This window comes from Nocardioides gansuensis, assembly GCF_003076135.1.
Classification (GTDB): Bacteria; Actinomycetota; Actinomycetes; order Propionibacteriales; family Nocardioidaceae; genus Nocardioides; species Nocardioides gansuensis.
On the sequence record NZ_QDGZ01000005.1, the window covers coordinates 327605 to 354076 of the forward strand.

29 protein-coding genes are annotated in these 26472 nt (G+C 72.3%); 26 read left to right on the forward strand and 3 right to left on the reverse strand.

Features of this window, described 5'->3' with window-relative positions:
• Positions 1-33: 33 nt before the first annotated feature.
• Both DDE18_RS13405 and DDE18_RS13410 read left to right on the forward strand, forming a co-directional pair.
• Positions 34-636: a carboxymuconolactone decarboxylase family protein gene (locus tag DDE18_RS13405; protein ID WP_116572755.1), complete on the forward strand. Its 603-nt coding sequence runs from the start codon at positions 34-36 to the stop codon at positions 634-636.
• The gene (locus tag DDE18_RS13410; RefSeq protein ID WP_116572756.1) at positions 633-1502 is read left to right on the forward strand and encodes an RNA polymerase sigma-70 factor; all 870 of its coding nucleotides are present in this window, start codon (positions 633-635) and stop codon (positions 1500-1502) included. Before DDE18_RS13405 ends, DDE18_RS13410 begins: the two co-directional genes overlap by 4 nt.
• Positions 1503-1627: 125 nt before the next feature.
• Here the strand turns inward: DDE18_RS13410 and DDE18_RS13415 are convergent, their stop codons facing one another.
• Positions 1628-2128, reverse strand: coding sequence for an inorganic diphosphatase (locus tag DDE18_RS13415; RefSeq protein ID WP_211754541.1), 501 nt, complete (start codon positions 2126-2128; stop codon positions 1628-1630).
• Between the two features lie 139 nt (positions 2129-2267).
• On the opposite strand from DDE18_RS13415, the gene dacB reads away from it, so the two are divergent.
• The 12 genes from dacB (at position 2268) to DDE18_RS13475 (ending at position 13342) form a co-directional block, all read left to right on the forward strand.
• Positions 2268-3728: a D-alanyl-D-alanine carboxypeptidase/D-alanyl-D-alanine endopeptidase gene (gene dacB, locus DDE18_RS13420; protein ID WP_165821150.1), complete on the forward strand. Its 1461-nt coding sequence runs from the start codon at positions 2268-2270 to the stop codon at positions 3726-3728.
• Positions 3729-3776: 48 nt separating this feature from the next.
• On the forward strand, positions 3777-4799 hold the full coding sequence (locus tag DDE18_RS13425; RefSeq protein WP_245916683.1) for a zinc-dependent metalloprotease: 1023 nt from the start codon (positions 3777-3779) through the stop codon (positions 4797-4799).
• A gap of 24 nt (positions 4800-4823) precedes the next feature.
• The gene (gene tilS / locus DDE18_RS13430) at positions 4824-5795 is read left to right on the forward strand and encodes a tRNA lysidine(34) synthetase TilS (protein WP_116572759.1); all 972 of its coding nucleotides are present in this window, start codon (positions 4824-4826) and stop codon (positions 5793-5795) included.
• Between the two features lie 76 nt (positions 5796-5871).
• Complete coding sequence (gene hpt, locus DDE18_RS13435) at positions 5872-6438, forward strand: hypoxanthine phosphoribosyltransferase (RefSeq protein ID WP_116572760.1); 567 nt, start codon at positions 5872-5874, stop codon at positions 6436-6438.
• A gap of 154 nt (positions 6439-6592) precedes the next feature.
• On the forward strand, positions 6593-8614 hold the full coding sequence (gene ftsH, locus DDE18_RS13440) for an ATP-dependent zinc metalloprotease FtsH (RefSeq protein ID WP_116572761.1): 2022 nt from the start codon (positions 6593-6595) through the stop codon (positions 8612-8614).
• Between the two features lie 25 nt (positions 8615-8639).
• On the forward strand, positions 8640-9242 hold the full coding sequence (folE, locus tag DDE18_RS13445) for a GTP cyclohydrolase I FolE (protein ID WP_116572887.1): 603 nt from the start codon (positions 8640-8642) through the stop codon (positions 9240-9242).
• Positions 9242-10081 carry a dihydropteroate synthase gene (gene folP, locus DDE18_RS13450; RefSeq protein ID WP_211754542.1) on the forward strand — a complete coding sequence of 280 codons (840 nt, stop codon included), beginning with the start codon at positions 9242-9244 and terminating at the stop codon, positions 10079-10081. The genes folE and folP overlap by 1 nt, the downstream gene beginning before the upstream one ends.
• Complete coding sequence (gene folB, locus DDE18_RS13455) at positions 10078-10500, forward strand: dihydroneopterin aldolase (RefSeq protein ID WP_116572762.1); 423 nt, start codon at positions 10078-10080, stop codon at positions 10498-10500. Before folP ends, folB begins: the two co-directional genes overlap by 4 nt.
• Positions 10497-11066: a 2-amino-4-hydroxy-6-hydroxymethyldihydropteridine diphosphokinase gene (folK, locus tag DDE18_RS13460; protein ID WP_116572763.1), complete on the forward strand. Its 570-nt coding sequence runs from the start codon at positions 10497-10499 to the stop codon at positions 11064-11066. Before folB ends, folK begins: the two co-directional genes overlap by 4 nt.
• Positions 11067-11079: 13 nt before the next feature.
• The gene (locus tag DDE18_RS13465) at positions 11080-11565 is read left to right on the forward strand and encodes a DUF3180 domain-containing protein (RefSeq protein ID WP_116572764.1); all 486 of its coding nucleotides are present in this window, start codon (positions 11080-11082) and stop codon (positions 11563-11565) included.
• Positions 11566-11575: 10 nt separating this feature from the next.
• Positions 11576-12211 (forward strand): hypothetical protein, encoded by a 636-nt coding sequence (locus DDE18_RS13470; RefSeq protein WP_116572765.1) that lies wholly within the window; start codon positions 11576-11578, stop codon positions 12209-12211.
• A 51-nt stretch (positions 12212-12262) separates the two neighbouring features.
• Entirely contained in the window at positions 12263-13342 is a 1080-nt protein-coding gene (locus DDE18_RS13475) for a GNAT family N-acetyltransferase (protein WP_211754543.1), read from the forward strand.
• Here DDE18_RS13475 and DDE18_RS13480 read toward each other — a convergent pair whose 3' ends face one another.
• The gene (locus tag DDE18_RS13480; protein ID WP_116572766.1) at positions 13343-14302 is read right to left on the reverse strand and encodes an ABC transporter ATP-binding protein; all 960 of its coding nucleotides are present in this window, start codon (positions 14300-14302) and stop codon (positions 13343-13345) included. It abuts the gene before it with no gap.
• A 48-nt stretch (positions 14303-14350) separates the two neighbouring features.
• On the opposite strand from DDE18_RS13480, the gene DDE18_RS13485 reads away from it, so the two are divergent.
• The 3 genes from DDE18_RS13485 to DDE18_RS13495 are packed head-to-tail and all read left to right on the forward strand — an operon-like array spanning position 14351 to position 16800.
• A complete protein-coding gene (locus tag DDE18_RS13485) occupies positions 14351-15046 on the forward strand; it encodes an ABC transporter permease (protein ID WP_116572767.1) in 696 nt (231 codons plus the stop codon).
• A complete protein-coding gene (locus tag DDE18_RS13490; protein WP_116572890.1) occupies positions 15043-15801 on the forward strand; it encodes an ABC transporter permease in 759 nt (252 codons plus the stop codon). Before DDE18_RS13485 ends, DDE18_RS13490 begins: the two co-directional genes overlap by 4 nt.
• Before the next feature lie 51 nt (positions 15802-15852).
• Entirely contained in the window at positions 15853-16800 is a 948-nt protein-coding gene (locus tag DDE18_RS13495) for an ABC transporter substrate-binding protein (protein ID WP_116572768.1), read from the forward strand.
• Between the two features lie 30 nt (positions 16801-16830).
• Here DDE18_RS13495 and DDE18_RS13500 read toward each other — a convergent pair whose 3' ends face one another.
• Complete coding sequence (locus DDE18_RS13500; RefSeq protein ID WP_116572769.1) at positions 16831-17946, reverse strand: glycosyltransferase family 2 protein; 1116 nt, start codon at positions 17944-17946, stop codon at positions 16831-16833.
• Between the two features lie 50 nt (positions 17947-17996).
• Here DDE18_RS13500 and DDE18_RS13505 point away from each other — a divergent pair, with 50 nt between their 5' ends.
• The 9 genes from DDE18_RS13505 (at position 17997) to DDE18_RS13545 (ending at position 26426) form a co-directional block, all read left to right on the forward strand.
• On the forward strand, positions 17997-19085 hold the full coding sequence (locus DDE18_RS13505; protein ID WP_245916685.1) for a sulfotransferase family protein: 1089 nt from the start codon (positions 17997-17999) through the stop codon (positions 19083-19085).
• Positions 19082-20032: a glycosyltransferase family 2 protein gene (locus DDE18_RS13510; RefSeq protein ID WP_116572770.1), complete on the forward strand. Its 951-nt coding sequence runs from the start codon at positions 19082-19084 to the stop codon at positions 20030-20032. Before DDE18_RS13505 ends, DDE18_RS13510 begins: the two co-directional genes overlap by 4 nt.
• 170 nt (positions 20033-20202) lie before the next feature.
• Positions 20203-21141 (forward strand): Rossmann-like and DUF2520 domain-containing protein, encoded by a 939-nt coding sequence (locus DDE18_RS13515; RefSeq protein ID WP_116572771.1) that lies wholly within the window; start codon positions 20203-20205, stop codon positions 21139-21141.
• The gene (panC, locus tag DDE18_RS13520) at positions 21138-22136 is read left to right on the forward strand and encodes a pantoate--beta-alanine ligase (RefSeq protein WP_116572772.1); all 999 of its coding nucleotides are present in this window, start codon (positions 21138-21140) and stop codon (positions 22134-22136) included. The genes DDE18_RS13515 and panC overlap by 4 nt, the downstream gene beginning before the upstream one ends.
• The gene (gene panD / locus DDE18_RS13525; RefSeq protein WP_116572773.1) at positions 22136-22552 is read left to right on the forward strand and encodes an aspartate 1-decarboxylase; all 417 of its coding nucleotides are present in this window, start codon (positions 22136-22138) and stop codon (positions 22550-22552) included. The genes panC and panD overlap by 1 nt, the downstream gene beginning before the upstream one ends.
• A 9-nt stretch (positions 22553-22561) precedes the next feature.
• The gene (locus tag DDE18_RS13530) at positions 22562-24238 is read left to right on the forward strand and encodes an L-aspartate oxidase (protein ID WP_116572774.1); all 1677 of its coding nucleotides are present in this window, start codon (positions 22562-22564) and stop codon (positions 24236-24238) included.
• The gene (nadC, locus tag DDE18_RS13535) at positions 24235-25161 is read left to right on the forward strand and encodes a carboxylating nicotinate-nucleotide diphosphorylase (RefSeq protein ID WP_116572775.1); all 927 of its coding nucleotides are present in this window, start codon (positions 24235-24237) and stop codon (positions 25159-25161) included. Before DDE18_RS13530 ends, nadC begins: the two co-directional genes overlap by 4 nt.
• Positions 25158-25937, forward strand: a complete 780-nt coding sequence (locus DDE18_RS13540) for a type III pantothenate kinase (RefSeq protein WP_116572776.1) — start codon at positions 25158-25160, stop codon at positions 25935-25937. Before nadC ends, DDE18_RS13540 begins: the two co-directional genes overlap by 4 nt.
• A gap of 165 nt (positions 25938-26102) precedes the next feature.
• A complete protein-coding gene (locus tag DDE18_RS13545; protein ID WP_116572777.1) occupies positions 26103-26426 on the forward strand; it encodes a histone-like nucleoid-structuring protein Lsr2 in 324 nt (107 codons plus the stop codon).
• Positions 26427-26472: the final 46 nt, after the last annotated feature.

The window sequence follows — 26472 nt, forward strand, 5'->3', positions numbered from 1 at the left end:
CATGGCAAGGACCCATCCACACCAGGAGGAGACATGACCAGCACGACCAGGATCCCCGCCGCCGAGGTCACGGGGCTCTACGGGGCGATCGTGAAGAGGCTCGCCAGGAAGATGCTCGGCGACCTCCCCGAGCCGGTGGGCGTCTACTGGCACAACCCGAAGGTCCTCAAGTTCTACTTCGGGCTCGGCCAGAAGTCGCGGAAGTGGGACGAGTGCCCGGAGGACCTGAAGTCGTTCGCGCACATGGCGGTCGCCTCGCTCGTCGGCTGCACCTGGTGCCTGGACTTCGGCTACTTCATGGCCCACAACGAGGGGCTCGACGAGGCCAAGGCCCGGGAGGTGCCGCGCTGGCGCGAGTCGGACGCCTTCACGCCGCTCGAGCGCGACGTCATGGAGTACGCCGAGGCGATGACCCACACGCCGCCGACCGTGACCGACGAGCTGTCGGACCGGCTGCTGCAGCAGCTCGGGGCGGCGGCGCTGGTGGAGCTGAGCGCCTTCATCGGGCTGGCGAACGTCTACACCCGCACCAACACCGCGTTCGGCATCGAGGCCCAGGGCTTCGCGGCGGCCTGCGGCCTGAAGCCCCTCGCCGAGCCGTCGGCGGCGGGACGCGGCGTACCCTCCCGCGCATGAGCGACGACCCGTTCGTCACCCACCGCAGCCTGCTGTTCACGGTCGCCTACGAGATGCTCGGCTCGGCCGCCGACGCCGAGGACGTCGTCCAGGAGACCTGGCTGCGGTGGGCCGACCAGGACCGCGGGGAGGTGCGCGACCCGCGCGCCTACCTCGTGCGGATCACCACGCGGCTGGCGCTCAACCGGCTGCGCACGCTCGCGCGGCGTCGCGAGGACTACGTCGGCGAGTGGCTGCCCGAGCCGCTGCTCACCAGCCCCGACGTGGCCGAGGACGTCGAGCTGGCCGAGAGCATCTCGATGGCGATGCTCACCGTGCTCGAGACGCTCGCGCCGACCGAGCGGGCGGTGTTCGTGCTGCGGGAGGTCTTCGACACGCCGTACGACGAGATCGCCGAGGCCGTGGGCAAGTCACCTGCCGCCGTGCGGCAGATCGCCCACCGGGCGCGCGACCACGTGGCGGCCCGGCGGCCGCGGATGGAGGTGAGCCTCGCCGAGCAGGAGGCGGTGGTGGAGCGGTTCCGCTCCGCGATCCTGGCCGGCGACCTCCAGCGGCTGCTCGACGTGCTGGCCCCGGACGTCGTGCTCGTGGCCGACGGCGGCGGCCAGGTGTCCGCGGCCCGGCGTCCGCTCGTCGGCGCGGAGACCGTGGCCAAGTTCCTGGCGTTCCTGCCGCGCCTCGCCCCCGACGCCACGGTCGAGATGCTCTGGCTCAACGGGGCACTGGCGCTGCGGGCCGACCGCGGCGACGGGCTCGACACGGCGATCAGCCTCACGATCGAGGACGGCCGGGTCACCCGCGTCCTCGCGATCCGCAACCCCGACAAGCTCGCTCGCATGTCCGAGCCGGTCGCCGTCACCCGCTGACCCGGCGACTCCTGGCTCAAGAAGCTGTAACGCCGGGTTACCGCTTGTACACCCCATGAAGTTTCATAGGTGGTACAGCAACCAACCCGGCGTTACAGGGGCCGCTGGAGCCGAGCGGGGGAGGCTCAGTGCTCCTCGGCGCGCGTCTTCTCGTAGCGCTCGAAGGAGGCCAGGACCTCGGCCTCGGCCTCGGTGCGGCCGACCCAGTTGGCGCCCTCGACGGACTTGCCCGGCTCGAGGTCCTTGTAGACCTCGAAGAAGTGCTGGATCTCCAGGCGGTCGAACTCGGAGACGTGGTTGATGTCGCGCAGGTGCTCCAGGCGCGGGTCGTGGGTGGGGACGCACAGCACCTTGTCGTCGCCGCCGGCCTCGTCGGTCATCCGGAACATGCCGATGGCGCGGCACTTGATGTGGCAGCCGGGGAAGGTCGGCGCCTGCAGGATCACCAGAGCGTCGAGCGGGTCGCCGTCCTGGCCGAGGGTGTTCTCGATGAAGCCGTAGTCCTCGGGGTAGGCGGTCGACGTGAAGAGCAGCCGGTCGAGGAAGATCTTCCCGGACTCGTGGTCGATCTCGTACTTGTTGCGGGACCCCTTGGGGATCTCGATCACCACGTCGAACTCGAGCACAGCATCCTCCACGTCATCGGTGCCCCGGCCGGGCGCCGGTGCGGTCTCCGCGGGTCTCGGGAGGGGGCCCGGACCGCGCTGTCGGGCGCAGTCTCCCGCACAATGGCCCGCGAGGGCCAAAGCAGCAGGGAGAAATCGAGTGGGACGTGACGCACGCCACGCCCGCGGCGCCGGCGTGTGGACCCACCGCCTGCCGACCGCGGCCGTGCTCCTCCTGCTCGTCGCGGCCGCCGTGGTCGGGCAGCTCGACGTGAGGATCGCCGGCCTCAGCGCCGACCCCCTCACCGAGCCGGAGGCCGTGGCGCCGCCCGCCGGGCTCTCCGTGCCCGAATGGAGCGCGCCGCCGCCTGTCGCAACCGCCGTACCGCCCCGGCAGGGCGGCGCCGTCGACCCCCGACGGGTCGAGGCGGCCCTGGCAGCCGCACTCGAGGACAAGGACCTCGGCAAGCACGTCGTCGCCGCGGTCGGCAGCCTGTCCGGCCAGGAAGGCGACTGGGTGTGGGGCGGCGACGCCTTCACGCCCGCGTCGACCACCAAGGTGCTGACTGCCGTCGCTGCGCTCGAGGTGCTGGGCCCGGAGCGGCGGTTCGCCACCCAGGTGGTGACCGGCGCCTCCCGCCGTGAGCTGGTGCTCGTCGGCGGTGGTGACCCGCACCTCGCAGGCAAGCCGCTGACCCCCGAGGAGGAGGCGTCGGCCTACCCCGAGCGCGCCGACGTCGTCACCCTGGCGCGGCGCACCGCGAAGGCGCTGGGCCGCACCCGTCGCCCGGTCACCCTGGTCTACGACGCGTCCCTCTTCACCGGGCCGAGCGACAACCCGGCCTGGCGCGCCGACTACGTGCCCGACGACATCGTCTCCCCGATCACCGCCCTGTGGGTGGATGAGGGGGCGGACCCCGACGGCTACGGCCGCTCCGACGACCCGGCCGCCACGGCGGCCGCCGACTTCGCCAGGGCCCTGGCCGAGGCAGGCGTGAGGGTGAAGGGCAGCCCCGTCCCGGGCGTCGCCCCCGCCGCCGCGCCGGTCCTGGCCTCGGTCGAGTCCGCCCCGCTCGCCGACATCGTCGAGCGCGTGCTCGACGTCAGCGACAACGAGGGCGCCGAGCTGCTCGCCCACCACGTCGGCCTGGCCGTGGCGGGGGAGGGCTCCTTCGAGGGCGGCGCCCGGGGGGTGCTCGACACGCTGCAGGCGCTCGGCGTCGAGACCGGCGACGACGTCGTGTACGACGGCTCCGGCCTGTCGCGGCGCAACCGCGTCTCGCCCAGCACACTGCTGGGCGCGCTCCGCGTCGCTGCGAGCCCCGCCCACCCGGAGCTGCGGCCCGCGGTCAGCGGCCTGCCGGTCGCCGGCTTCACCGGCTCGCTGACCTACCGCTTCGACGAGGGAGCGCCGGAGGGCCGGGGCATGGTCCGGGCGAAGACCGGCACGCTCACCGGCGTCCACGCCCTCGCCGGCGTGGCGGTCGACCGCCTCGGCACCCCTCTCGTCTTCGTGCTGGCCGCGGACCGCGTGCGGGAGGGCAGGGGCGACGAGGCCCAGGACGCCCTCGACGAGATCGCCGCCGACCTGGTGACCTGCCGCTGCTCGACCACTGGCTGAGGCGCGGGAGGGGGCGCCGGAGGTGGTGCCGGTCGGTAGGGTCGCTGCATGACGAAGATGGTCGACTGGGACTTCGCGGTCACCCTCGGGGCCAAGGTCGCCGGCGAGGGGCCGGAGGTCACGTCCGCCGATGCGGCAACCGTGGTGGCCGAGCTGCGCGCCGACGCGGACAGGTCGACCGCCCTCGTGCGTGACTTCACCGGCCTGGTCGCCGCCGAGCGCACGGCCCCCGTGCTGATCGTCGACCGCCGCGGCTGGGTGCAGGCGAACGCCGACGGGTTCTCGCGCATCCTGGAGCCGATGATCAGCCGGCTCGCCGAGAAGCGCGGCGTCCCCCAGGGACTCTCGCTCACCATCGGCTCGCGGGTCACCGGCGCCGAGGTCGGGCTGCTGCTGGGCTTCCTCGGCACCAAGGTCCTCGGCCAGTTCGACCCCTTCTACGAGCCGTCGGGCCGGCTGCTGCTGGTGGCACCCAACATCGTCCACGTCGAGCGCGAGATCGACGCCGACGAGTCCGACTTCCGGCTCTGGGTGTGCCTGCACGAGGAGACCCACCGGGTGCAGTTCACCGCCGTCCCGTGGATGCGCGACCACCTGTTCTCCCAGATGCAGGCCCTGACCGAGACGATGGAGCCGAGCCGGATGCTCGACGACGTGCTGCGGCGGGTCTCCGAGGCGATCCGCGGCGGTGGCGGCAGCCTGCTCGACCTGGTCAGCTCGCCGGAGCAGAAGGCGATCATCGACCGGATCACCGGCGTGATGTCGCTGCTCGAGGGCCACGCCGACGTCGTGATGGACGGCGTCGGGCCGTCGGTGATCCCGAGCGTCGACGTGATCCGCGCGAGGTTCAATGAGCGCCGCAAGGGCGTCGGCACCCTCGACCGCGTCCTGCGCAGGCTGCTGGGCCTCGACGCCAAGATGGCGCAATACCGCGACGGCGCCGCCTTCGTCCGCCACATCGTGGACCAGGCCGGCATGGAGCAGTTCAACGCCGTCTGGGAGGAGCCTGCGCACCTGCCGTCCAAGGCCGAGATCGGCGACCCCGCCGCGTGGATGCGCCGGGTGCTCTGACCCACCCGTGACGAAGGTCCCCGGATGAGCCTGCACCCGTCCGTCGCGGCCGTCCGGGTCGGCGTGCGCAAGGCGCTCGCGGACCTCGGCGCCGGTCCCGTGGTCGTCGCCTGCTCGGGCGGGCCCGACTCGCTGGCCCTGCTCTCCGCGACCCTCTTCGAGGGCCACAAGCGCGGCCTGCGGATCATCGGCGTCACGGTCGACCACGGCCTCCAGGAGGGCTCGGCCGGGCAGGCCGCCCGGGTCGTGGCGCAGATGGGCGCGATGGGCGCCGACGAGACGATGACCGTCACGGTGTCGGTCTCCTCCTCCGGCCTCGGTCCGGAGGCCGCCGCGCGGGAGGCGCGGTACGCCGTGCTCGAGGAGGTCGCCGACCGCCTCGCCGCGAGCGTCGTGCTCCTCGGGCACACGCTGGACGACCAGGCCGAGACCGTCCTCCTCGGGCTCACCCGCGGGTCCGGCGGGCGCTCGCTGGCCGGCATGCGACGGGCGTACGGCGTGTTCGCCAGGCCGCTGCTGGACGTGCGCCGGGACGACACGCTCACCGCCTGCCAGGTCGAGGGCCTCGAGCCGTGGGTCGACCCGCACAACGCCGATCCGGGCTTCACCCGGGTGCGCGTGCGCACCCGGGTGCTCCCCGTGCTCGAGGACGAGCTCGGCCCCGGCATCGCGCAGACGCTGGCGCGCACGGCCGACCAGCTGCGCGACGACATGGAGCTGCTCGACGCCTTCGCCGACGAGGTCCTCGCCCGCGTCCAGCGAGCCGATGGCCTCGACGCCGCACCGCTCGCCGAGCAGCACCCGGCCCTGCGCCGGCGGGTGATCCGCGCGGCCGCCGTGGCGGCGGGGTCCCCGCCCTCGGAGCTGTTCCACGAGCACGTGCTCGCGGTCGACGCCCTCCTGACCGAGTGGCGGGGGCAGAAGTGGATCGACCTGCCCGGCCACCTGCGCGCCGTACGCCGCGACGGCCTGCTGACCTTCGAGCTCTCGCGCTGACCTCTCGGCCGCCGTGCCGGGCCTGCCCCCGGCCTCCTGCAGACCCCGCCCGCCCGGCCGCCTAGGCTGTGCGCCCATGGACGCGTCCCAGGTGGAGCAGGACCTCGTCAACGTGCTCTTCACGGAGCAGCAGATCCAGCGGCGGCTGGCCGAGATGGCCGAGCAGATCCGGGCCGACTACGAGGGCAAGGAGCTGCTGATGGTCGGCGTCCTGCGCGGCGCCGTCATGGTGATGGCCGACCTCGCGCGGGCCCTGGACCGCCACGTCGAGATGGACTGGATGGCGGTGAGCTCCTACGGCTCCGGCACCAAGTCGAGCGGCGTCGTGCGCATCCTCAAGGACCTCGACTCCGACATCTCCGGCCGCGACGTGCTGATCGTGGACGAGATCATCGACACCGGCCTGACTCTCAGCTGGCTGGTCAACAACCTCGGCAGCCGCAACCCCGCGAGCGTCGAGATCGCCACCCTGCTGCGCAAACCGGAGGCGCTGGCGATGCCGGTCGAGCCGAAGTACGTCGGCTGGGACATCCCGAACGAGTTCGTGGTCGGCTACGGCCTCGACTACCGCGAGCGCTACCGCAACCTGCGCGACATCGGCACGCTGGCGCCGCACGTCTACGCGCCCGTCCCTCCCGGGTGAGCGCGCCCGGCCAGGTGGCCGGCTCCCAGGGTCGCCCTGCTTCCCCCCGCCTGAAACAATGGTGTGGGTGTGGCGTGTACCGTCACAACACTCACCCTGGCAACCGGTCGGAAAGTAGCTCGTGAAGCGCATATTCAAGGGTCCCTGGCTGTGGATGGTGCTGGCCGCCTTCGGCGTCCTGCTGGCCATCCAGTACCTCGCGCCCAACGGCGGCTATGACGAGGTCGAGACCTCGCAGCTCAACTCCTGGATCGCCGAGGGCGATGTCAAGGAGATCACGTTCATCGACGGTGACCAGGAGATCCGCGCGACCCTCGACGAGGGAGTCCGCGAGGGCAGCGACAAGGTGCTCACGCACTACATCGACGGCCAGCAGGAGACCATCCTGGCGGCCGTGGACGAGCAGGTCGCCAAGGGCACGATCGAGAAGTCCAACTCGGAGAACCCGCAGCCCAGCCTGCTCGGGTCGATCCTCGCCACGCTGCTGCCGTTCGCGCTGATCATCCTCCTGTTCATCTTCCTGATGAACCAGGTGCAGGGTGGCGGCGGCCGCGGCGTCATGCAGTTCGCCAAGTCCAAGGCCAAGCTGATCACCAAGGACATGCCGAAGACGACGTTCTCCGACGTCGCCGGCTGCGAGGAGGCGATCGAGGAGCTCGGCGAGATCAAGGAGTTCCTGCAGGAGCCCGCGAAGTTCCAGGCCGTCGGGGCCAAGATCCCCAAGGGCGTGCTGCTCTACGGCCAGCCCGGCACCGGCAAGACCCTGCTGGCCCGCGCGGTCGCCGGCGAGGCCGGCGTGCCCTTCTACTCCATCTCTGGCTCGGACTTCGTCGAGATGTTCGTCGGCGTCGGCGCCAGCCGCGTCCGCGACCTCTTCGAACAGGCCAAGGAGAACGCCCCGGCGATCGTCTTCATCGACGAGATCGACGCCGTCGGCCGCCACCGCGGCACCGGCATGGGCGGCGGCCACGACGAGCGCGAGCAGACCCTCAACCAGCTGCTCGTGGAGATGGACGGCTTCGACGTGCGCGGCGGCGTCATCCTGATCGCAGCCACCAACCGGCCGGACGTCCTCGACCCGGCGCTGCTGCGCCCGGGCCGCTTCGACCGCCAGATCCAGGTCGACGCCCCCGACCTCAACGGCCGCCACCAGATCCTGAAGGTGCACGCGCGCGGCAAGCCGATGGCCACCGACGTGGACCTCCTGTCCGTGGCGCGCCGTACGCCCGGCTTCACCGGCGCCGACCTCGCCAACGTGCTCAACGAGGCCGCCCTGCTCACCGCGCGCAACAGCGCGAAGATGATCGACAACGACACCCTCGACGAGGCCATCGACCGCGTCATCGCCGGCCCGCAGCGCCGCACCCGCCTGATGAGCGAGAAGGAGAAACTCATCACGGCCTATCACGAGGGCGGCCACGCGCTCGTCGCGGCCGCGCTCCCCGGCACCGACCCGGTGCACAAGGTGACGATCCTGCCGCGCGGCCGGGCGCTGGGCTACACGATGGTGCTGCCCGACGAGGACAAGTACAGCCAGACCCGCAGCGAGATGCTCGACAAGCTCGCCTACATGCTGGGCGGCCGGGCGGCGGAGGAGATGGTCTTCCACGACCCGACCACCGGCGCCGGCAACGACATCGAGAAGGCCACCAGCCTCGCCCGCGCGATGGTCACCCAGTACGGCATGACCGAGCGCCTCGGCGCGATCAAGCTCGGCGAGTCCAACTCCGAGCCGTTCCTGGGCCGCGACCTCGGCCACGCGCGCAACTACTCCGAGGACGTCGCCGCGATCGTCGACCAGGAGACCAAGAAGCTGCTCACGAACGCGCACCAGGAGGCCTTCGACATCCTCGAGGAGAACCGCGACGTCCTCGACGCCCTGGTGCTCGAGCTGATCGACAAGGAGACCCTCGACAAGGAGGAGGTCGCGCGGGTCTTCGAGCCGCTGCGCCGCCGCCCCCAGCGGCCCGCCTGGACCGGCTCGGAGACGCGCATCCCCTCCACGATCCCGCCGGTGGACATCCCCCAGGCCGTCCGCGACCGTGTCAACGGCCAACCCGACACCAGCGAGGGCGGCGTGATCCTCACCCCGCCCGGCAGCGGTGGCGACGTGCACGGCGACCCCGGCCTCGGCGGCACGTCCCCGACCCCCGAGCCGCCGTCGCCCGGTGCCTGAGCTCGGCCGCCCCGTGATCGGCCCGATCGCCGCGCCCGTGCGCGACCCCGACGACGTGCCGCCGTTCGACCACGCCCGGGCGGAGGCGGCCGTCCGCGAGCTGCTGATCGCCATCGGGGAGGACCCCGAGCGCGAGGGGCTGCGTGAGACGCCGGCCCGGGTGGCGCGCGCCTACGCCGAGGTCACCCATGGGCTGCGGCAGCGTCCCGAGGACGTGCTCACCACGACGTTCGACATCGGCCACGACGAGATGGTGCTGGTGCGCGACATCGAGCTCTGGTCCATGTGCGAGCACCATCTGGTGCCGTTCACCGGGGTCGCCCACGTCGGTTACATCCCCGCCGAGTCCGGCAAGATCACCGGCCTGTCCAAGCTCGCGCGGCTGGTCGACGTCTACGCCAAGCGGCCCCAGGTGCAGGAGCGGCTCACCACCCAGGTCGCCGACGCGCTGATGGAGCTCCTCGAGGCCCGTGGCGTGATCGTGGTGATCGAGGCCGAGCACCTCTGCATGACCATGCGGGGGGTCCGCAAGGCCGGCGCCCGCACGATCACCTCCGCCGTCCGCGGCCAGATGCACAACGCCGCCACGCGCGCCGAGGCGATGGCCCTGATCCACCGCAACCCCTGATGCCGGCCGTCCGCCCCCGGGTGATGGGGATCGTCAACGTCACGCCCGACTCGTTCTCCGACGGGGGCCGGTGGGCAGACCGCGACAGCGCCGTCGCCCACGGCCGCGAGCTGCTGGCCCACGGTGCGGACATCCTCGACATCGGCGGCGAGTCCACCCGCCCCGGTGCCACGCGCCCGCTCGTCGCCGAGGAGCTCGACCGGGTCCTGCCCGTCATCTCGGCGCTCGTGGCCGAGGGTGCGGTCGTCAGCGTGGACACGATGCGCGGCGAGGTCGCCGCAGCCGCCGTCGAGGCCGGAGCCCGCCTTGTCAACGACGTCTCGGGCGGGCTCGCCGACCCCGCGATCCTCGGCGTCGTCGCACGCAGCGACGCGTCGTACGTCGCCATGCACTGGCGCGCGCACAGCCACCACATGCAGTCCTTCGCCGTGTACGACGGTCCCGGCGGCGTCGTGGCGGCCGTGCGCGCCGAGCTCGCCGACCGGCTGGCGGCGATCGAGGCCGCCGGCATCCCCGCGGAGCGTGTCGTGCTCGATCCCGGGCTCGGGTTCGCCAAGACCGCCGGCCACAACTGGGAGCTGCTGGGCGCCATCGACCAGCTCGCCTCCCTCGGCCGACCGCTGCTCGTGGGCGCCAGCCGCAAGGGCTTCCTGGGAGCCCTGCTCGCAGACGAGGCCGGCTCGCCGCGGCGCGTGGACGGCCGTGAGCATGCCCACGCCGCCCTGGTGGCCCTGCTGGCCGAGCGTGGGGTCTGGGGCCTGCGCGTGCACGACGTACGCGCCACGACTGATGCCCTGGCCGCCTGGGCGGCCCTGCGAGACGCCGAGGAGGCGCGATGAGCCAGGACGAGCCCTTCGACTCAGCTCAGGACGAGCCCTTCGACTCAGCTCAGGACGAGCTCACCATCACCGGGATCGAGTGCTTCGGCCACCACGGTGTCTTCGACTTCGAGCGCCGGCAGGGCCAGGTCTTCGTGGTCGATCTCACCCTCGGTCTCGACACCCGGCCCGCGGCGGCGTCCGACAACTTGCAGGACACCGTCGACTACGGAAGTCTCGTGACCCGGGTGCTGGCCGCCGTCGAGTCTGATCCAGTGGACCTGCTCGAGACGGTGGCCGCACGGGTGGCGGATCAGTGCCTCTTGGACTCTCGGGTTGAATGGGTGCGCGTCACGATCCACAAGCCTGACGCACCCATTGAGGCGACATTCGCCGATGTTGCGCTGACGATCACCAGGAACGCGAGGGCCCCACGATGACCGAGACCCCCAACCCCAACATCGTCGATGCTGACTCGTTGACGGGTGAGATGCACCCGATCCGCCGCATCGTCGTCGCACTGGGGTCCAACCTGGGCGACCGCTTCGCCAGCCTCCAGGGAGGGCTCGACGCGCTGGCGGACACGCCTGACGTGTTCCTGACCGACGTCTCGGGCGTCTACGAGACCGAGGCCGTCGACGCGCCGGAGGGCTCCGGCCCGTTCCTCAACGCCGTCGTCCTCGCCGACACGACCCTGCCTGCGGCGCGCCTGATGGAGCGCGCCCTGGCCATAGAGGATGCCTTCGACCGTGAGCGCAGCGACATCCGCAACGCCCCGCGCACCCTCGACGTCGACCTGATCGTGGTGGGCGACCGCCGCTCCGACGAGGACTTCCTCCGCCTGCCGCACCCGCGCGCTCACGAGCGGGCCTTCGTGCTCCAGCCGTGGTTCGAGCTCGAGCCCGACGCGGTGCTCCCCGGCCACGGGCCGATCTCCGAGCTGCTCGAGAAGGTCGACACCTCGATCCTCAAGCGTCGCGAAGACCTGGTGCTCGAGTCCCAGTGACGCCCGCAGCTCGATGACGGAGGAGTCACCGCCGCCGCCCGAGCCCGGCCACCTGCGGCCCACCTCGGGCGCGGCCCTGGCGGTGTGCGCCGTCGTCGGGCTCGCGCTGGGCTGGCTCATCCACCCGCTCGCCCTGCGCGCGGGCGGCACGGCACCGGTGGTGACCTGGGTGCAGGCCCTGGTGCCGGTCTTCGTCGCCGCGCTCATCGGCTTCGTCGCCTGGCACACCTGGCGCACCCTGCAGGTCCACCGCATCCCCATGGAGCCGCACCGCGCGGTCAACCGGCTGGTGCTCGGGCGTGCGTGCGCGCTGGTGGGGGCGCTGGTGGCCGGAGGCTACGCCGGGTACGCCGTGAGCTGGCTGGGTGATGCGGCCGAGCTCGCGGAGCAGCGGGTGACCCGCTCGGCGGTCGCCGCGGTCGGCGGGATCGCCGTCGTCGTGGCATCGGTGCTCCTCGAGCGTGCGTGTCGCGTCCGATCCGACGACGAGGCCGCCTAACGTTAGGGGTATGTCCCAGCAGTCACAGCAGTCCCAGGTCAACGAGCAGTCGACCACCACGGCGTCGCCCCGCTCGGCCGCCCGTCGGCGCCAGCGCAGCACGCGCGTAGCCGTCGCCGTCGCTCTCCTGGTGCTGGCCGCTGTGCTGGTCGCCGGCGGGATCGTCGCCGGCTCCGGGCTGCTGCAGGCCGTGACCGGCGTTCTGGCGGTGGTGCTGGGTGCTGCCGCGACCAAGATCACCCACTCCGAGCTGCTCCAGTCCCGCCGCGACGCCGCGCGCGACCGCGCCCAGCAGGCCGCCGACTACGCCGCGCTGACCGCCAAGCGCTCGGCCGAGAACGCCGCCTTCGCCGCCGACATGAAGCGCCGGATCGCCGACCGGCAGGAGGCGATCAGCCAGCTCGAGCAGGCCCTGAGCGCCGCGCAGCGCCAGGTCGCCGAGCAGACCCGCAAGCTCAACGCCGAGGCCCGCCGCGCCGACCTCGCCGAGCGCCGACATGGTGAGGTCGAGCGCCAGCTGGACGAGTCCGAGACCCGCGCCGCCGAGGCGATCGTGCTGGTCGCCGAGCTCGAGGCCGAGCTCGACACTCTGCGCGCCGAGCTGGCGACCTGGCAGCAGGCTGCCGCCAAGCGCGCCTCCGCCTGAGCCCCGGACGGGACCTGGCGTCCCGTCGCGGATGTGGCAGAGTCGAGTGCCGTGGATCCCGACGGCAACAGGTTCGAGAGCGACCCCGCCGAGGTGCTGCCGGAGGACCCCGGGCTGCCGTCCGGCTGGGCCGCCGAGGCGCCCGACGGCACCGACGAGGCGGTCGTCGCGCGGCTGACCGAGCTGCTCCGTGCCCACGAGCGCGTGGCGCGCGGCTGGGCCGGAGCATCGGAGGACGATGTGCTCGTCGAGGTCTCCGAGCGGGGCCTGGCGATGCGCGAGAACCTCGTGGTCCGCGACGAGGCCGGCGAGATCCGCGCCTGGGGCAGCGTCCACGACCGGGCCGCCGGCCGGATGCTCTACGTGCACGTCGTGGACCGGGACCTCCCCGGCCCGGCCGCGAGCGCCTGCTCCGACGTGCTCTTCACGTGGGCCGAGGCGCAGGCGCGCGAGGTGGGCGCTGCCCGCGGGCGCGCCGTACAGCAGATCGACACCGGCGCCTTCCAGGACGACGAGCGGCAGCACGGGTGGCTCGAGGGCCGCGGCTTCGAGCGGGTCCGCACGTGGTGGCAGATGACCCGACCGGTCTCGGCCGGGGAGGCGGGCCTGGTGCCCGATCCCGTCGACTGGGAGCGCGGCGGCGTCCGCTTCCGCCGCGTGGGCACGGCGCCTGACGGGATGCCCGACGAGCAGGACCTCCGCGCCGTGCACGACGTGCTCGAGGGCGCCTTCACCGACCACTTCAACTCGGCGGAGGAGACCTTCGACGAGTTCATCCACCGCCTCGAGGAGGACCCCGGCCACCGCTGGGACCACTGGTGGCTCGCCGAGCTGCTCGACGGCGACGTCCCCGAGGCGTGCGGCGCGCTGGTGGGCACGGTCAGCGAGTCGGCCTCCGGCCCCGACGGGTCGTACGTCGCGTACCTCGGCGTCCTGGGGTCCGCGCGCGGCCGCGGCGTGGCCACCGGCCTGCTGCACACGATCATCGCCGACGCGGCCGCCAGCGGCCGGGACCTCGTGGGCCTGGAGGTGGATGCCGACTCTCCGACCGGCGCGCACGGGCTCTACACGTCGATGGGCTGGCAGACGCGCTACGTCACCGAGTCGTGGCACAAGGACGTGCGCGTCTGATCAGCGCAGCGACGCCCGCAGCGCGGAGTGCACGCCGTTGGGCGTCAGCACGCCCACGAAGGCCGCGCCCTTCTTGACGCCGATCATCGGCTTGTCGTCGCGCAGCATGGTCGCCAGCGCCTCCTCGAGCGTGGAGTCGAGGTCGATGGCGGCGCCGAGCTGGCCGGCGTTGACCCCGTCGAGGGGCTCGAGGTGCTCGAGCCGGATCGGCGTGACCGAGAGCCTCCGCAGTCCTCGGGTCGAGCCGACGAAGTCCGCCACGAAGTCGTCGGCCGGCCGGGCCAGCAGCTCCTCGGGCGTGGCGTACTGCGCCAGCCGCCCTCCCGCCGCGAAGACCGCCACCCGGTCGCCCATCCGCACGGCCTCGTCGATGTCGTGGGTGACGAGCACGACGGTCTTGCCGAGCTCGCGCTGCACGCGGAGGAACTCGTCCTGCAGCTTCGTGCGTACGACGGGGTCGACGGCGCCGAACGGCTCGTCCATCAGGAGCACGGGCGGGTTCGCGGCCAGGGCGCGTGCGACACCGACCCGCTGCCGCTGGCCACCGGAGAGCTGGTGGGGGTAGCGGTCCGCGAACGTCGCGGGGTCCAGCCCGACGGTCTCGAGGAGCTCCAGGGCCCGCTGGCGAGCGGTGGCCTTCGACTCGCCGTACAGCAGGGGCACGGTCATCACGTTGGTGACGACCCGCTGGTGCGGGAACAGCCCGATCTGCTGGATGACGTAGCCGATGCCGCGGCGCAGCTGCACCGGGTCGGCATCGGTGACGTCGGCGCCGTCGAGGAAGATCCGCCCGGTCGTGGGCTCGATCAGGCGGTTGATCATCTTCAGGGTCGTGGACTTGCCGCAGCCCGAGGGGCCGACCAGGCAGACCATCTCGCCGCGGCCCACCTCGAGGTCGAGCTCCTGCACCGCGACCGTCCCGTCGGGGTAGGTCTTGCCCACCTCGGACAGCCGGATCATGGGATCTGATGGCGTGGATCGTTCGCCCGAAGCGGTAGCGTCCATGGCGTGACCCTACTCGGCCAGGACGGGCCCAGCTGCTACTCCAGGCTGGTCAACGAGTGGGTGTGCGGCGACTACGTCGCCGACCGCAAGCAGGAGATCGTCGACGCGACGGTGCAGCATCTCGGCCTCACGGTGGCCGCGGTGGTGCTCGGCCTGCTGATCGCCTTCCCGCTCGCGCTGCTGGCCCGCCGGATGCCGCGAATCGAGTCCACGGTGCTGGGGGTGAGCACGGGCATCTACACGATCCCCTCGCTGGCGCTGTTCCCGCTGCTGGTGCCCTTCACCGGGCTGACGGCGACCACGGTGGTGATCGGCCTCGCGCTCTACGCGCTCACCATCCTGGTGCGCGCCTTCCTCGAGGGGCTGCGGTCGGTCTCCGGCGAGATCCGCGAGGCGGCGGAGGGGATGGGCTTCGGCCGCGGCCGCCTCCTCTTCCGCGTCGAGCTGCCGCTCGCGCTACCTGTCGTGATGGCCGGCCTGCGGGTGGCGACCGTCAGCACGGTGGCCCTCACCACGGTCGGGTCGCTGGTCTCCTACGGCGGCCTGGGCAACCTGATCAAGGACGGTGTGAGCACCAACTTCCGTGCCGAGCTGTTCACCGCCTCGGTGCTGTGCGTGGTGCTGGCGGTGGTGCTCGACGTCGTGCTGGTGCTGGGGCAGCGGCTGATGACGCCGTGGACGCGGAGGGTGCGGGCATGATCGTTCTCCGCGACGCGTGGCGCTACCTCACGGACCCGGCGAGCTGGACCGGCGACGGCGGCATGGCCGAGCTGCTGCTCCAGCAGCTCCTGCTCACGCTCACGGCCCTCGGCCTGGCAGCCGCGCTGGGCCTCTCGGTCGCGCTGTGGCTCGGACACCTCGGCCGGGGCGGCTTCCTGGCGATCAACATCTCCAACGTGGGCCGCGCGGTTCCGACCTTCGCGCTCCTCGCCCTGCTCGTGGTTGCCGAGTGGCCGGGGACCCAGGCGTTCGGCACCTACGGCCGGGCCGGGCTCGCCACGCTGATCGCCCTCACCCTGTTCGCGCTGCCGCCGATCATCACCCACGCGTACGTCGCGGTGCGCGAGGTCCCCGCGGACGTGCGCGAGTCCGCACGGGGGATGGGGATGACGGGCTGGCAGCAGTTCTGGCGCGCGGAGCTCCCGCTGGCGCTCCCGCTGGTGGTGTCGGGCGTGCGGCTGGCGCTGGTGCAGGTGTGGGCGACGGCCACGATCGCCGCGATGGTCGCCGGCCCCGGGCTGGGCCGGGTCATCACCGACGGGTTCTACCGTTCGCACTACGGCCAGGGCATCGCCGGCGCGGTGGTCGTCGCCCTCGTCGCCCTCGGGCTCGAGGTGGCCGCGGCCTGGGCCCAGCGGCTGGTGCAGCCGGCCCGCGGCGGACGATCGTCATCACATCGTGAGGACCCGTTGTCGGTGGCTGCGACTACCGTGTCGGCAGGCGCTGACGCCTGACCGCACATCCGGACACGCGTGCCCGCCGGGCACGGGACACAGAAGGAAGCCATGCTCACTCGACACCTCGCCGCGGTTCTCTCCGCCGGCGCCCTGCTCCTGTCGGGTTGTGCCGGTGACGACCTCGACGGCTCCGACACCGCCACCGATCCCACCCCCACCGCCGCCGCGGACAAGGGCGACCTCACGCTGGCCGGGCAGAACTTCCCCGAGGCCACGCTGGTCGCGTCGATGTACGAGCAGCTCCTCGAGGCGGACGGCTACACCGTGGAGACCAGGCTCGTCGACTCGCGCGACGCCTACATGCCGACCTTCCCCGGCAGCGTCGACGTCGTCCCCGAATACGTCGGCGGCATCGTCAACTTCCTCAACACGCGCGAGAACGGCGCCAAGGCCAAGCCGTTCGAGGCCGGCGACGGTGCCCAGCTCGCCGCCGACGGCGCCAGCCTGCTGGAGGAGGCAGGCATCACGCTGCTCGACCTCTCTCCGGCCACCGACACCAACGCCTTCTTCGTGACCCAGGAGTTCAGCGAGGCCGAGGGCGTCACCAAGCTGTCCGACCTCGAGGGGATGTCGGTGACGCTGGCGGCCGCCCCCGACTGTGAGGGCCGGCTGGACTGCGAGGGCGGCCTGACCGAGGAATACAGCATCGACGTCACCGAGGTCCTCCCGCTCGGCTACGCCAGCGACCAGACCTACCAGGCCGTCCTCGACGGCGAGGCCGAGCTCGGCGAGACCAGCACGACCGACGGCACCCTCGAGTCGCAGGGCCTCGTCGTGCTCGAGGACGACAAGGCGATCCAGCCCGCCCAAAACCTGGTGCCCGCCGTCAGCACCGCCTTCCTCGAGGAGCACCCGGACGTCGCCGACGTGCTCAACCCGCTGATGGCGGCGCTCACCACCGAGAAGCTCACCGAGCTCAACGGCCGGGTCGCCGTCGACCGCGAGAAGCCCGAGGACGTGGCGGCCGACTTCCTCGCCGACGAGGGCCTTCTCTGACCCTGCAGCTTCACCACGGCGCGTCGAGAGTCACACCTCGTGCGGCCGCAGGGCCAGCGCCTCGGCGTCCACGGTCGCCGTGTCCAGCACGGCGGGGGGTACGTCGAGGCGCAGGGCCCCGGTCGCGGGATCCTGGAGCCGGGGCGCCGGCCCGTCGAGCGTCGCGACCCACTCCATCAGCGCGGCCGCGTCGTCACGCCGTCCCTGCTCGACGAGCCAGCCGCACAGCCGGTGCACCGGCGGCAGCCCGGAGTGCACCAGCGACCGCTGCCCCCACAGCTCGGCCACGCCCGACCGGAGCAGCTCCCACCACTCGTCGGAGCAGCCCGGGACCAGCAGGAAGTAGCGCCACAGGTCCCCGGCCAGCACCCGGTCCACGAAGAAGTCCGTGACGGACTCGTCCCCGTGCGCGACGACCGACGCCAGCGACATCCGCTTGGTCTCCCACCGGTCCGCCAGGTCGAGCACGGATGCGCGCTGCTGCGTGATCGAGGTGCCGTCGGTGCGGATCCGCCAGTGGTAGACGATCGCCTCGAGCACGTCGAACCGGCCGCTCAGGAAGGCCCGGGTCGTCGTCGGCTGGTCCTCGTAGCGGATGCCCTCGGGCCAGCGCAGCCCGGCGCCCTCCCAGAACGACCGCCGGAACAGCTTGTTCCACGCGAAGACGTCTCCGAGGATCTCGGGGTGGTCCTCGACCCGCAGCCCGGTCCGGGTCGGGTGGTGCAGGCGCCGCATCCACGGCGGCTCGTGGAGACCGTCGGCCTCCCAGCGCACGATCGAGCCGGTCGCGAAGTCCGAGCCCGACAGCTCCAGCGACCGCACCAGCTCGGCGTACGCCGTCGGCGGGACGACGTCGTCGGAGTCGAGGAAGGTCAGGTAGTCGCCGCGGACGTGCCGCAGCCCCTCGTTGCGGGCGGCGCCGAGGCCGCCGTTGGCGGTGTGTACGACGCGGATGCGCGGCTCGTGGGCGGCCCACTCGTCGGCGATCTCCCCGGAGCGGTCGGGGCTGCCGTCGTCGACGACCACGGCCTCCCAGCGGGTGTGGGTCTGCGCGACGAGCGACGCGAGGCAGTCGGGCAGCCACGCCTCGACGGAGTGGACGGGCACCACCACCGAGACGAGGGGGGCGCGGCGCAGCAGCCTCATGTGGCCGGAGCCTAGTGGGGTTCGCGGCGGCCACAGGTAGGCTCCCCGCCGTGACTGCTGCACCCCGCGCGATCGACGAGATGAACCCCGACGGCGTCCCGAGGAAGACCCTCTTCGTGGCGGGCGCCGGCCGCAGCGGCACCTCCACCCTCGCCGGCATCACCAGCAAGCTCGGCATGCACGTGCCCGAGCCCGAGGTGCCGGCCGACGCGTCCAACCCGCGCGGCTTCTCCGAGCCGCAGTGGGTCGTCGACCTCCACGACCGGCTGTTGCGCGAGGCCGGCGTGCAGGTGAGCGACAGCCGGCCGAGCGCGTGGTTCGAGACCGGCCGCATCGCCACCCGCGAGCCGCTGCGCATCCGGGTCTCCGACTGGCTGGAGGGCCACTTCGAGGTCCACCCCGAGCTCGTGATCAAGGACCCGAGGCTCAGCTGGTTCCTCGGGCTGTGGCGGGTCGCGGCCATCCGCACCGGCGCCACCCCGGTCTACGCGACGATGCTGCGCCCGCCGGCCGAGGTCGTCGGCTCGAAGCAGAAGTACTACGCCAACAAGCTCGGCTCGGCCCACCTCGCGGCCAGCTGGGTCAACATGCTGCTCCACACCGAGCGCGCCACTCGGGAGTCGGTCGCGGACGGGGGGCGCGTCTTCGTCCGCTACGAGGACCTCCTCGACGACTGGGTGAAGACGGTCATGCACGTCGGCCACGCGCTCGACATCCAGTCGCTGATCCACACCCGCAGCGACCAGATCCGTGCGGTGCACCGTTTCATCGACCCGACGCTTCGCCGCGTCAACCAGAGCCTCGACGACCTCGCCCTGCCGACGCGGCTGCACGAGCTCGTCGCCGAGACCTGGGGCGAGCTCAACAAGCTCGCGGACGAGGGTGGCGACACCCCCGAGGCGCACACCGCCCTCGACCAGCTCCGCGAGGCCTACACCGAGCTCTACGAGGAGGCCGAGGCCATCTCGCGGTCCTCGGCCGTGGCGGCCCGGGTCAAGGCACTCAACGAGGCGGCTCGCGCTCCCGAGCCGGCGCCCGAGAAGCCGTCCCTGGCCGACCGCGTGCCCCACGACGTACGCGCCAAGATCCCGCCGTCGGTGCGCCGGGCCGCCCGCAAGGCGCTGGGCCGCGAGCGGTGACCGTCCCGATCGGGTCGGGCCGCGGCCTCACCAACGTCGAGGGCCACACCGACTTCGACATCGTCTGGCCCTGGCACCGCGAGGGCGGGCTCGACCGCGGCGCGACCGCCGTGCTCCGGGTGAAGAACGAGGCGCCGTCGCTGCGCTTCGTGCTGCCGCCGCTGCTGCGGGCCTGCGACCACGTGCTCCTCGTCGACAACGGCTCCGACGACGGCACGGGTGACGAGGCGTTGCGGGTCGCGGCAGCCGCGGGACTGGCGGACAAGTTCACCCTCAAGGACTACCCCTTCTCCGTCGCCCGCGCGGGCGCCGAGCACCTCGCCGTCAACGAGCGGTCGGTGCACTCGCTGGCCTACTTCTACAACTGGTGCTTCTCGCACGTGACCACGCGCTACTCGTGGAAGTGGGACGGCGACATGGTCCTGACCACCGAGGGCGAGGTGTCCATGGCCGACCTCTCCTGGCAGGTGGGGATGGCCGACGTGGTCATCCGCTTCCCGCGCCACGGCCTGTACGTCGAGTCCGAGCGCCGTGCGTTCCTGGACCTGGGCCTGCGCAACATCGAGGAATGGGGCTTCCCGATGAGCCCCGACTTCGTCTACTCCAAGGCGCCGGAGTGGGAGATCCGCACGACCCCCGACGAGATCCGCCAGTTCGCCCTGCCGCAGGGGCTCTGCGTCGAGCTCAAGTGGCTCGACGGCGACGAGTTCGCCCACTGGACCAACCCCGAGTCGTTCGCCACCAGCCTCCGCAACCGCCGCAAGCGCCGCGAGTGGCTGGTCTGGAACGCCCTCCAGGCGGGCGAGGTGCCCGAGGGCGTCATCGAGATCACCGCCCCCGAGGGCGTGCACGTCGTGGACCACGTCACCCACGACTGGCTGCCCCGGGCGCCGCGGCCGTTTCAGGTCGACGACCCCGACCACGCCAAGCTGCACCTGAGGGCCTGAGGACTTACCCGGCGGTAGTGAGGGGCACGTCACGCCTCTCGCGCGTTCCCAGCCCGGAATGGGGCGGCGTACGCTCGGCGTTGACCCATCCGCAGGACCAAGAGATCGGTACCCACACCGGCTTGCCGCAGGGCAGGTGGTCGGTGGGACTGAAACGAGAGGTTCACCAGATGACCGCCACCCCACTGAGGGTGGGCGTGGTCGGCGCAGGACGCGTCGGCTCCGTCCTCGCCGCCCGGCTGCGCGCCGCCGGCCACGAGATCGTGACCGTTGCAGGCGAGTCCGACGCCTCCCGAGGGCGTGCCGCGGCGCTGCTGCCCGGTGTGCCGATGGCCAAGCCGAGCGCCGTCGCCCGCGCCTGTGACCTGCTCCTGCTCACCGTCCCCGACGACATGCTCGCCAACGTCGTCGCCATGCTCAGCGCCAGCGGCGCGATCCGCGAGGGCCAGTACGTCGCGCACACGAGCGGTCGCCACGGCCTGGACGTCCTGGCGCCTGCTGCCGAGGTCGGTGCGCGGGTCCTGGCGTTGCACCCGGCGATGACCTTCACCGGCACCGAGGTCGACCTCCCGCGCCTCGGCGGCTGCGTCTTCGGGGTCACCGCCGACGAGGGCGAGCGCGCCCTCACCGAGTCGCTGGTCGCCGACCTCGGCGGCCGCCCGATGTGGGTCCCCGAGGACCGTCGCACGCTCTACCACGCCGGCCTCGCGCATGGCGCCAACCACCTCGTCACCCTGGTCGCCCAGGCGATGGAGCTGCTCTCTGCCGTGTCCGAAGGGGCAGGCGGCGCGGACGGCGACATGGTCGTCGACCCGGCCGCGACCCTGCGCCCGCTGCTCACCGCGGCCCTTGACAACGCCCTCGCCCAGGGCGACTCGGCGCTGACCGGCCCGATCGTCCGCGGCGACGTCGAGACCGTCCGGGCCCACCTGATCGAGGTGGCGGCCAACGCGCCGCACACGCTGGCGTCATACGTCGCCATGGCGCGCGCCACCCTCGACCGCGTCGTCACCGACGGTCGGCTGCTGCCGATCCGCGCGGCCCGGATCGCCGCACTGCTCGACGCCGCCGAGGATCCGGCGCCCCTCGACGAGCCGAGGCCGCTGTGAGGCCGGTCCTCGCATCCACCCGCGAGGAGCTGGCCAAGCTGCTCGCCGACGCGCGCGCCGGCGACACGCGTGTCGCCTTCGTCCCGACGATGGGCGCCCTGCACGAGGGCCACGCCAGCCTGATGCGGGTGGCGCGCGAGCGCGTCGGCGCCGGGCCGGTCGTGGTGAGCATCTTCGTCAACCCCATGCAGTTCGGGCCCACCGAGGACCTCGACCGCTACCCGCGCACGCTCGACGCCGACCTCGAGGTCTGCGGGCGCGAGGGCGTCGACGTGGTCTTCGCGCCGAGCGTCGAGGAGGTCTACCCGCACGGGCTCTCGACAGGCTCGACCAGCGACCCCTCACGTGGCGTCACGATCGAGCCGGGCGCGCTGGCCACGGTCCTCGAGGGCGAGACCCGGCCGGGCCACTTCGCCGGCGTGCTGACCGTCGTCGCCAAGCTCTTCGGCCTCGTCCAGCCCGATGTCGCCGTCTTCGGGCAGAAGGACTACCAGCAGCTCGCCCTCATCCGCCGGATGGTCGAGGACCTCTGCATGCCGGTCGAGGTCGTCGGCGCCGAGACCGTGCGGGAGCCGGACGGCCTCGCCATGAGCTCGCGCAACCGCTACCTCGACCCCGAGCAGCGCCGTGTCGCCGCCACCCTCAGCCGTGCGCTGCGCGCGGCGCAGGACCGCGCGTCGTACGGCGTGCCGGCGGCCCGCTGGGCCGCGATGAGCGTCCTCAAGGCGGAGCCGGGGCTCGAGCTCGACTACCTCGCCCTCACCTCGCCCGACCTGGGCGAGGCTCCCGAGACCGGCGAGGGCCGCATCCTCGTGGCCGCCAGGGTGGGCACCACGCGGCTGATCGACAACATGCCCATCACCTTCGAGAAGGTGCCATCCGCTCGCGAAGCGAGCCCGACGGGGCGCGAGCGGCGCGAGGCTGACCTGTCGGAACCAGTAGGCGGCCCGGCGAAGCCGGTCACTGCCATTCCTACGAACGAAGCGAGTATCTGATGCTGCGCACGATGATGAAGTCCAAGATCCACCGGGCCACCGTGACCCAGGCGGACCTCCACTACGTCGGGTCGGTGACCGTCGACGAGGACCTGCTCGAGGCGGCCGACCTGCTGCCCGGTGAGCTGGTGCACATCGTCGACGTCACCAACGGTGCGCGTCTCGAGACCTACACGATCGCGGGCGAGCGCGGCTCGGGCGTCATCGGCATCAACGGTGCCGCCGCCCGGCTGGTGCACCCGGGCGACGTGGTCATCCTGATCGGCTATGGCCAGATGGAGACCGCCGAGGCCAGGGAGTACAAGCCGCACGTGGTGTTCGTGGACTCGGACAACAAGGTGATGGCGACCGGCTACGACCCCGCCGAGACGTTCGGCGACCCCTCGCTCACCCGTGGCGACTTCATCGGTCGCTAGCCTTCCGGGATGGCCCTACTCCCGTCCCGCCTGACCGCACCCGAGCCGGGCTGGACCACACGTGCCGACGTCGTCGTGGTCGGCTCCGGAATCGCCGGGCTCACCGCTGCCCTGCGCATCCACGCGGAGGACCACAGCCTCAAGCTGCTGGTCGTCACCAAGGACGTGCTCAACGCGGGCTCGACGCAGTGGGCGCAGGGCGGCATCGCCGCCGCCCTGGGACCGGAGGACACCCCGGAGCAGCACCAGCGCGACACCCTCGTCGCGGGCGCCGGCGCGTGCGACCTCGAAGCGGTGCGGGCGCTGGTGAACGAGGGCCCGGACGCGGTGCACGAGCTGATCGCGCTCGGCACCCAGTTCGACCACCACGAGGGCGAGCTCTCGCTCACCCGCGAGGGCGGGCACCACCGTGACCGCATCGCCCACGCCGGCGGGGATGCCACCGGCGCCGAGATCCAGCGCGCCCTCATCGCCGCGGTCGAGCGCGCCCCCGAGATCGAGGTGATCCAGCACGCCCTGGCGGTCGACCTCCTGCTCGCGGCCGACGGCGGTGTCGCGGGGCTGACGCTCCACGTGATCGGCGAGGGCGAGGTCGACGGCGTCGGCGCCGTCCTGTGCCGAGCCGTGGTGCTGGCCTCGGGCGGACTGGGCCAGGTCTTCAGCCAGACCACCAACCCGAGCGTCTCGACCGGCGATGGGATGGCCCTGGCGATCCGGGCCGGCGCGGTGCTGCGTGACCTGGAGTTCGTGCAGTTCCACCCGACGGTGATGTACGTCGGTCCCGACTCGCGGGGCCAGCAGCCGCTGATCTCGGAGGCGGTCCGCGGCGAGGGCGCGTTCCTCGTCGACTTCGAGGGCAACCGGTTCATGCAGGGCCAGCACGAGCTGGCCGACCTCGCCCCGCGCGACGTCGTCGCCAAGGCCATCACGCGGCGGATGCTCGAGACCGGCAAGCCGCACATGTGGCTCGACGCCCGACACCTCGGGGCGGCCTTCTGGGAGAAGCGGTTCCCCACGATCCTGGCCACCTGCCGCAGCCACGGCGTCGATCCGGTCACCGAGCTGATCCCGGTCGCGCCGGCGCAGCACTACGCGTCGGGTGGCGTCGCCACCGACCTCCAGGGCCGGTCGACCGTGCCGGGGCTCTACGCCACCGGCGAGGTCGCGTGCTCCGGCGTACACGGCGCCAACCGGCTGGCGTCCAACTCGCTGCTCGAGGGCCTGGTCTTCTCCCGCCGGATCGCTGCCGTCCTCCCCGGTGAGCTGCGGCCCTGGCAGGACCCCGTCGCCGACGAGCGTCCGCGCGGACTGGTGAAGGCGAAGGTGATGCGCAAGGTGCAGGAGGTGATGACCGCCCGGGTCGGCGTGCTCCGTGACGCCGAGGGGCTGGCTGCCGCTTCCTCGCGCCTCGACCACCTGGCAGGCAAGGTCGCGGGAGCCCGTGCGCACGAGCGCGGCACCGAGGCATGGGAGACCACCAACCTGCTGACGGTCAGCGCCGCGCTCACCGCCGCGGCCGCCCTTCGCGAGGAGACACGCGGGTCGCACTGGCGCGAAGACTTCCCCCACCGCGACGACGTCGAGCAGGCGGGCCACTACGACGCCGCGCTGCGCGACGGGGCGCTCGAGGTGACCTTCCACGCCAGTCCCGCGACCGACCCGTCCGTCCAGGAGGCCAACCGATGATCTCGGCCACCCCGCTCGACCAGCTGCCGACCGGCCTCGTTGCCGAGATCGCCGACGCCGGCCTCGACCCCGCACGCGTGCACGCGATGATCGCCGATGCGCTCGACGAGGACCTTCCTGACGGGGCTGACGACACCACCAGCGCGGCGACGATCTCTCCCGAGGCCCGGGGGTCCGGCGTCTTCGCGGCCCGCGAGCCCGGCACGGTGAGCGGCCTGGTCATCGCGGCGCTGGTCTTCCACTACGTGATGGGCGACTCCGTGGAGGTCAGCGACCGGCTGCCCGAGGGCTCCGCCGTCGCGGAGGGCGACGTCGTCATGCGCGTCTCGGGCCCTACCCGAGGCCTCCTCACCGCCGAGCGCACCGCCCTCAACTTCGCGTCCCACCTCTCCGGCGTGTCCACCGCCACCGCTCACTGGGTCGCGGCCCTGGAGGGCACCTCGGCGCGGGTCCTCGACACCCGCAAGACCCTGCCCGGCTGGCGCGCGCTGCAGAAGTACGCCGTGCGCTGCGGCGGCGGCGTCAACCACCGCTTCAGCCTCGCCGACATGGCGATGGTCAAGGACAACCACGTGATCGCCTCCGGCGGAGTCGTCCCTGCGCTCGAGGCGGTCCGCGCGGCCTACCCCGGCCTGCCCGTCGAGGTGGAGGTCACCGACCTCGACCAGCTCCGCGAGCTGCTCGCGGCGGGCTGCGAGCGCATCCTGCTCGACAACATGGACACCGCGACCATGGCGGAGGCCGTCCGGATCCGCGACGCCTCCGGCGACAAGGCCGAGCTGGAGGCCTCGGGCGGGCTCACGCTGGAGCGGGCCCGCGAGGTCGCGGAGACCGGCGTCGACTACATCTCCGTCGGTGCGCTCACCCACTCGGTCAACGTCTTCGACCTCGGCCTCGACCTCGTCGACGAGGGTGCGCCGTGACCCTGCTGGCTGCCGACATCGGCAACAGCGACACGGTCCTCGGCCTGCTGGACGGGGACGAGGTCGTCGCGCACTGGCGCGTCGCGACCGACGACCGGCGTACCTCCGACGAATGGGCAGTGCTGCTCCGCGGCCTGCTGGCAGACGCCGGGGGCGCGGCGGAGCTCACCGGCATCGCCGTCTGCTCCACGGTGCCGGCCGTGCTGCACGAGTGGCGCGACATGCTCGCCCGGCACTTCGCCGGGGTGCGGAGCGTCGTCGTCGAGCCGGGCGTGCGCACCGGCGTACCCGTCCTCACCGACAACCCCCGCGAGGTCGGCGCCGACCGCATCCTCAACGCCCTCGCCGCCGCCCGCCTCCACGGCGGCCCCGCGATCGTCGTCGACTTCGGCGGCACGGCCACCACCTTCGACGTGGTCACCGCGCAGGGCCAGTACGTCGGCGGCGCGATCGCTCCGGGCATCGAGATCTCCCTCGAGGCGCTCGGGAAGCGCGGCGCGCAGCTGCGCAAGGTCGAGCTGGCCCGACCGCGCTCGGTGATCGCCAAGAACACCGTCGAGGCGCTGCAGTCGGGCATGCTCTTCGGGGTCGCGGCCCAGGTGGAGGGCCTGGTCGCCCGGATGATCGCGGAGCTCGGCGTCGCCCGCGGCGAGGTGCGGGTGATCTCGACCGGCCACCTCGCGCCGCTCGTGTGTGACGAGGTCGACTGCTTCACCCACCACGACCCGTGGCTGACGCTCCAGGGCCTGCGGCTGGTCTTCGAGCGCAACACCTGAGCCGATTGCCGGGGTAATTCCGCCCGGTCGCTTTTCGGGTCTCGGGTCGCGAGGAATGGCGGTGGAATTCCGGGCCGGCAGTGTGCATATTGTGATCCGATCGCGCTCGTGATTTCATTGCTGCACCGAATGCAAGAATTTCAATTCCACAGACGAGGTCATTCCATGGCGCAGAAGGTCAACATCGTTCTTGTCGACGACATCGACGGAAGTGAAGCCACCGAGACTGTTTCCTTCGGACTCGACGGCACGAATTACGAGATCGACCTCAACGAGGCGAATGCCGCCTCCCTTCGCGAGGCGCTCAGCGGCTACGTCGGCCACGCGCGCAAGGTCGCGGGCGGCACGCGCCGCACCACCCGCCGTACCTCCGGTAGCTCCTCCAACACCAAGGACGTCCGCGAGTGGGCCAGGGCCAACGGCTACGACGTCTCCGAGCGGGGACGCATCTCCGCGGACGTGCAGCAGGCCTACGACGCCGCTCACTGATCCCAGCCCCGATAGTCGCGCGTTCGCTGTGAGCGGACGGGATCAA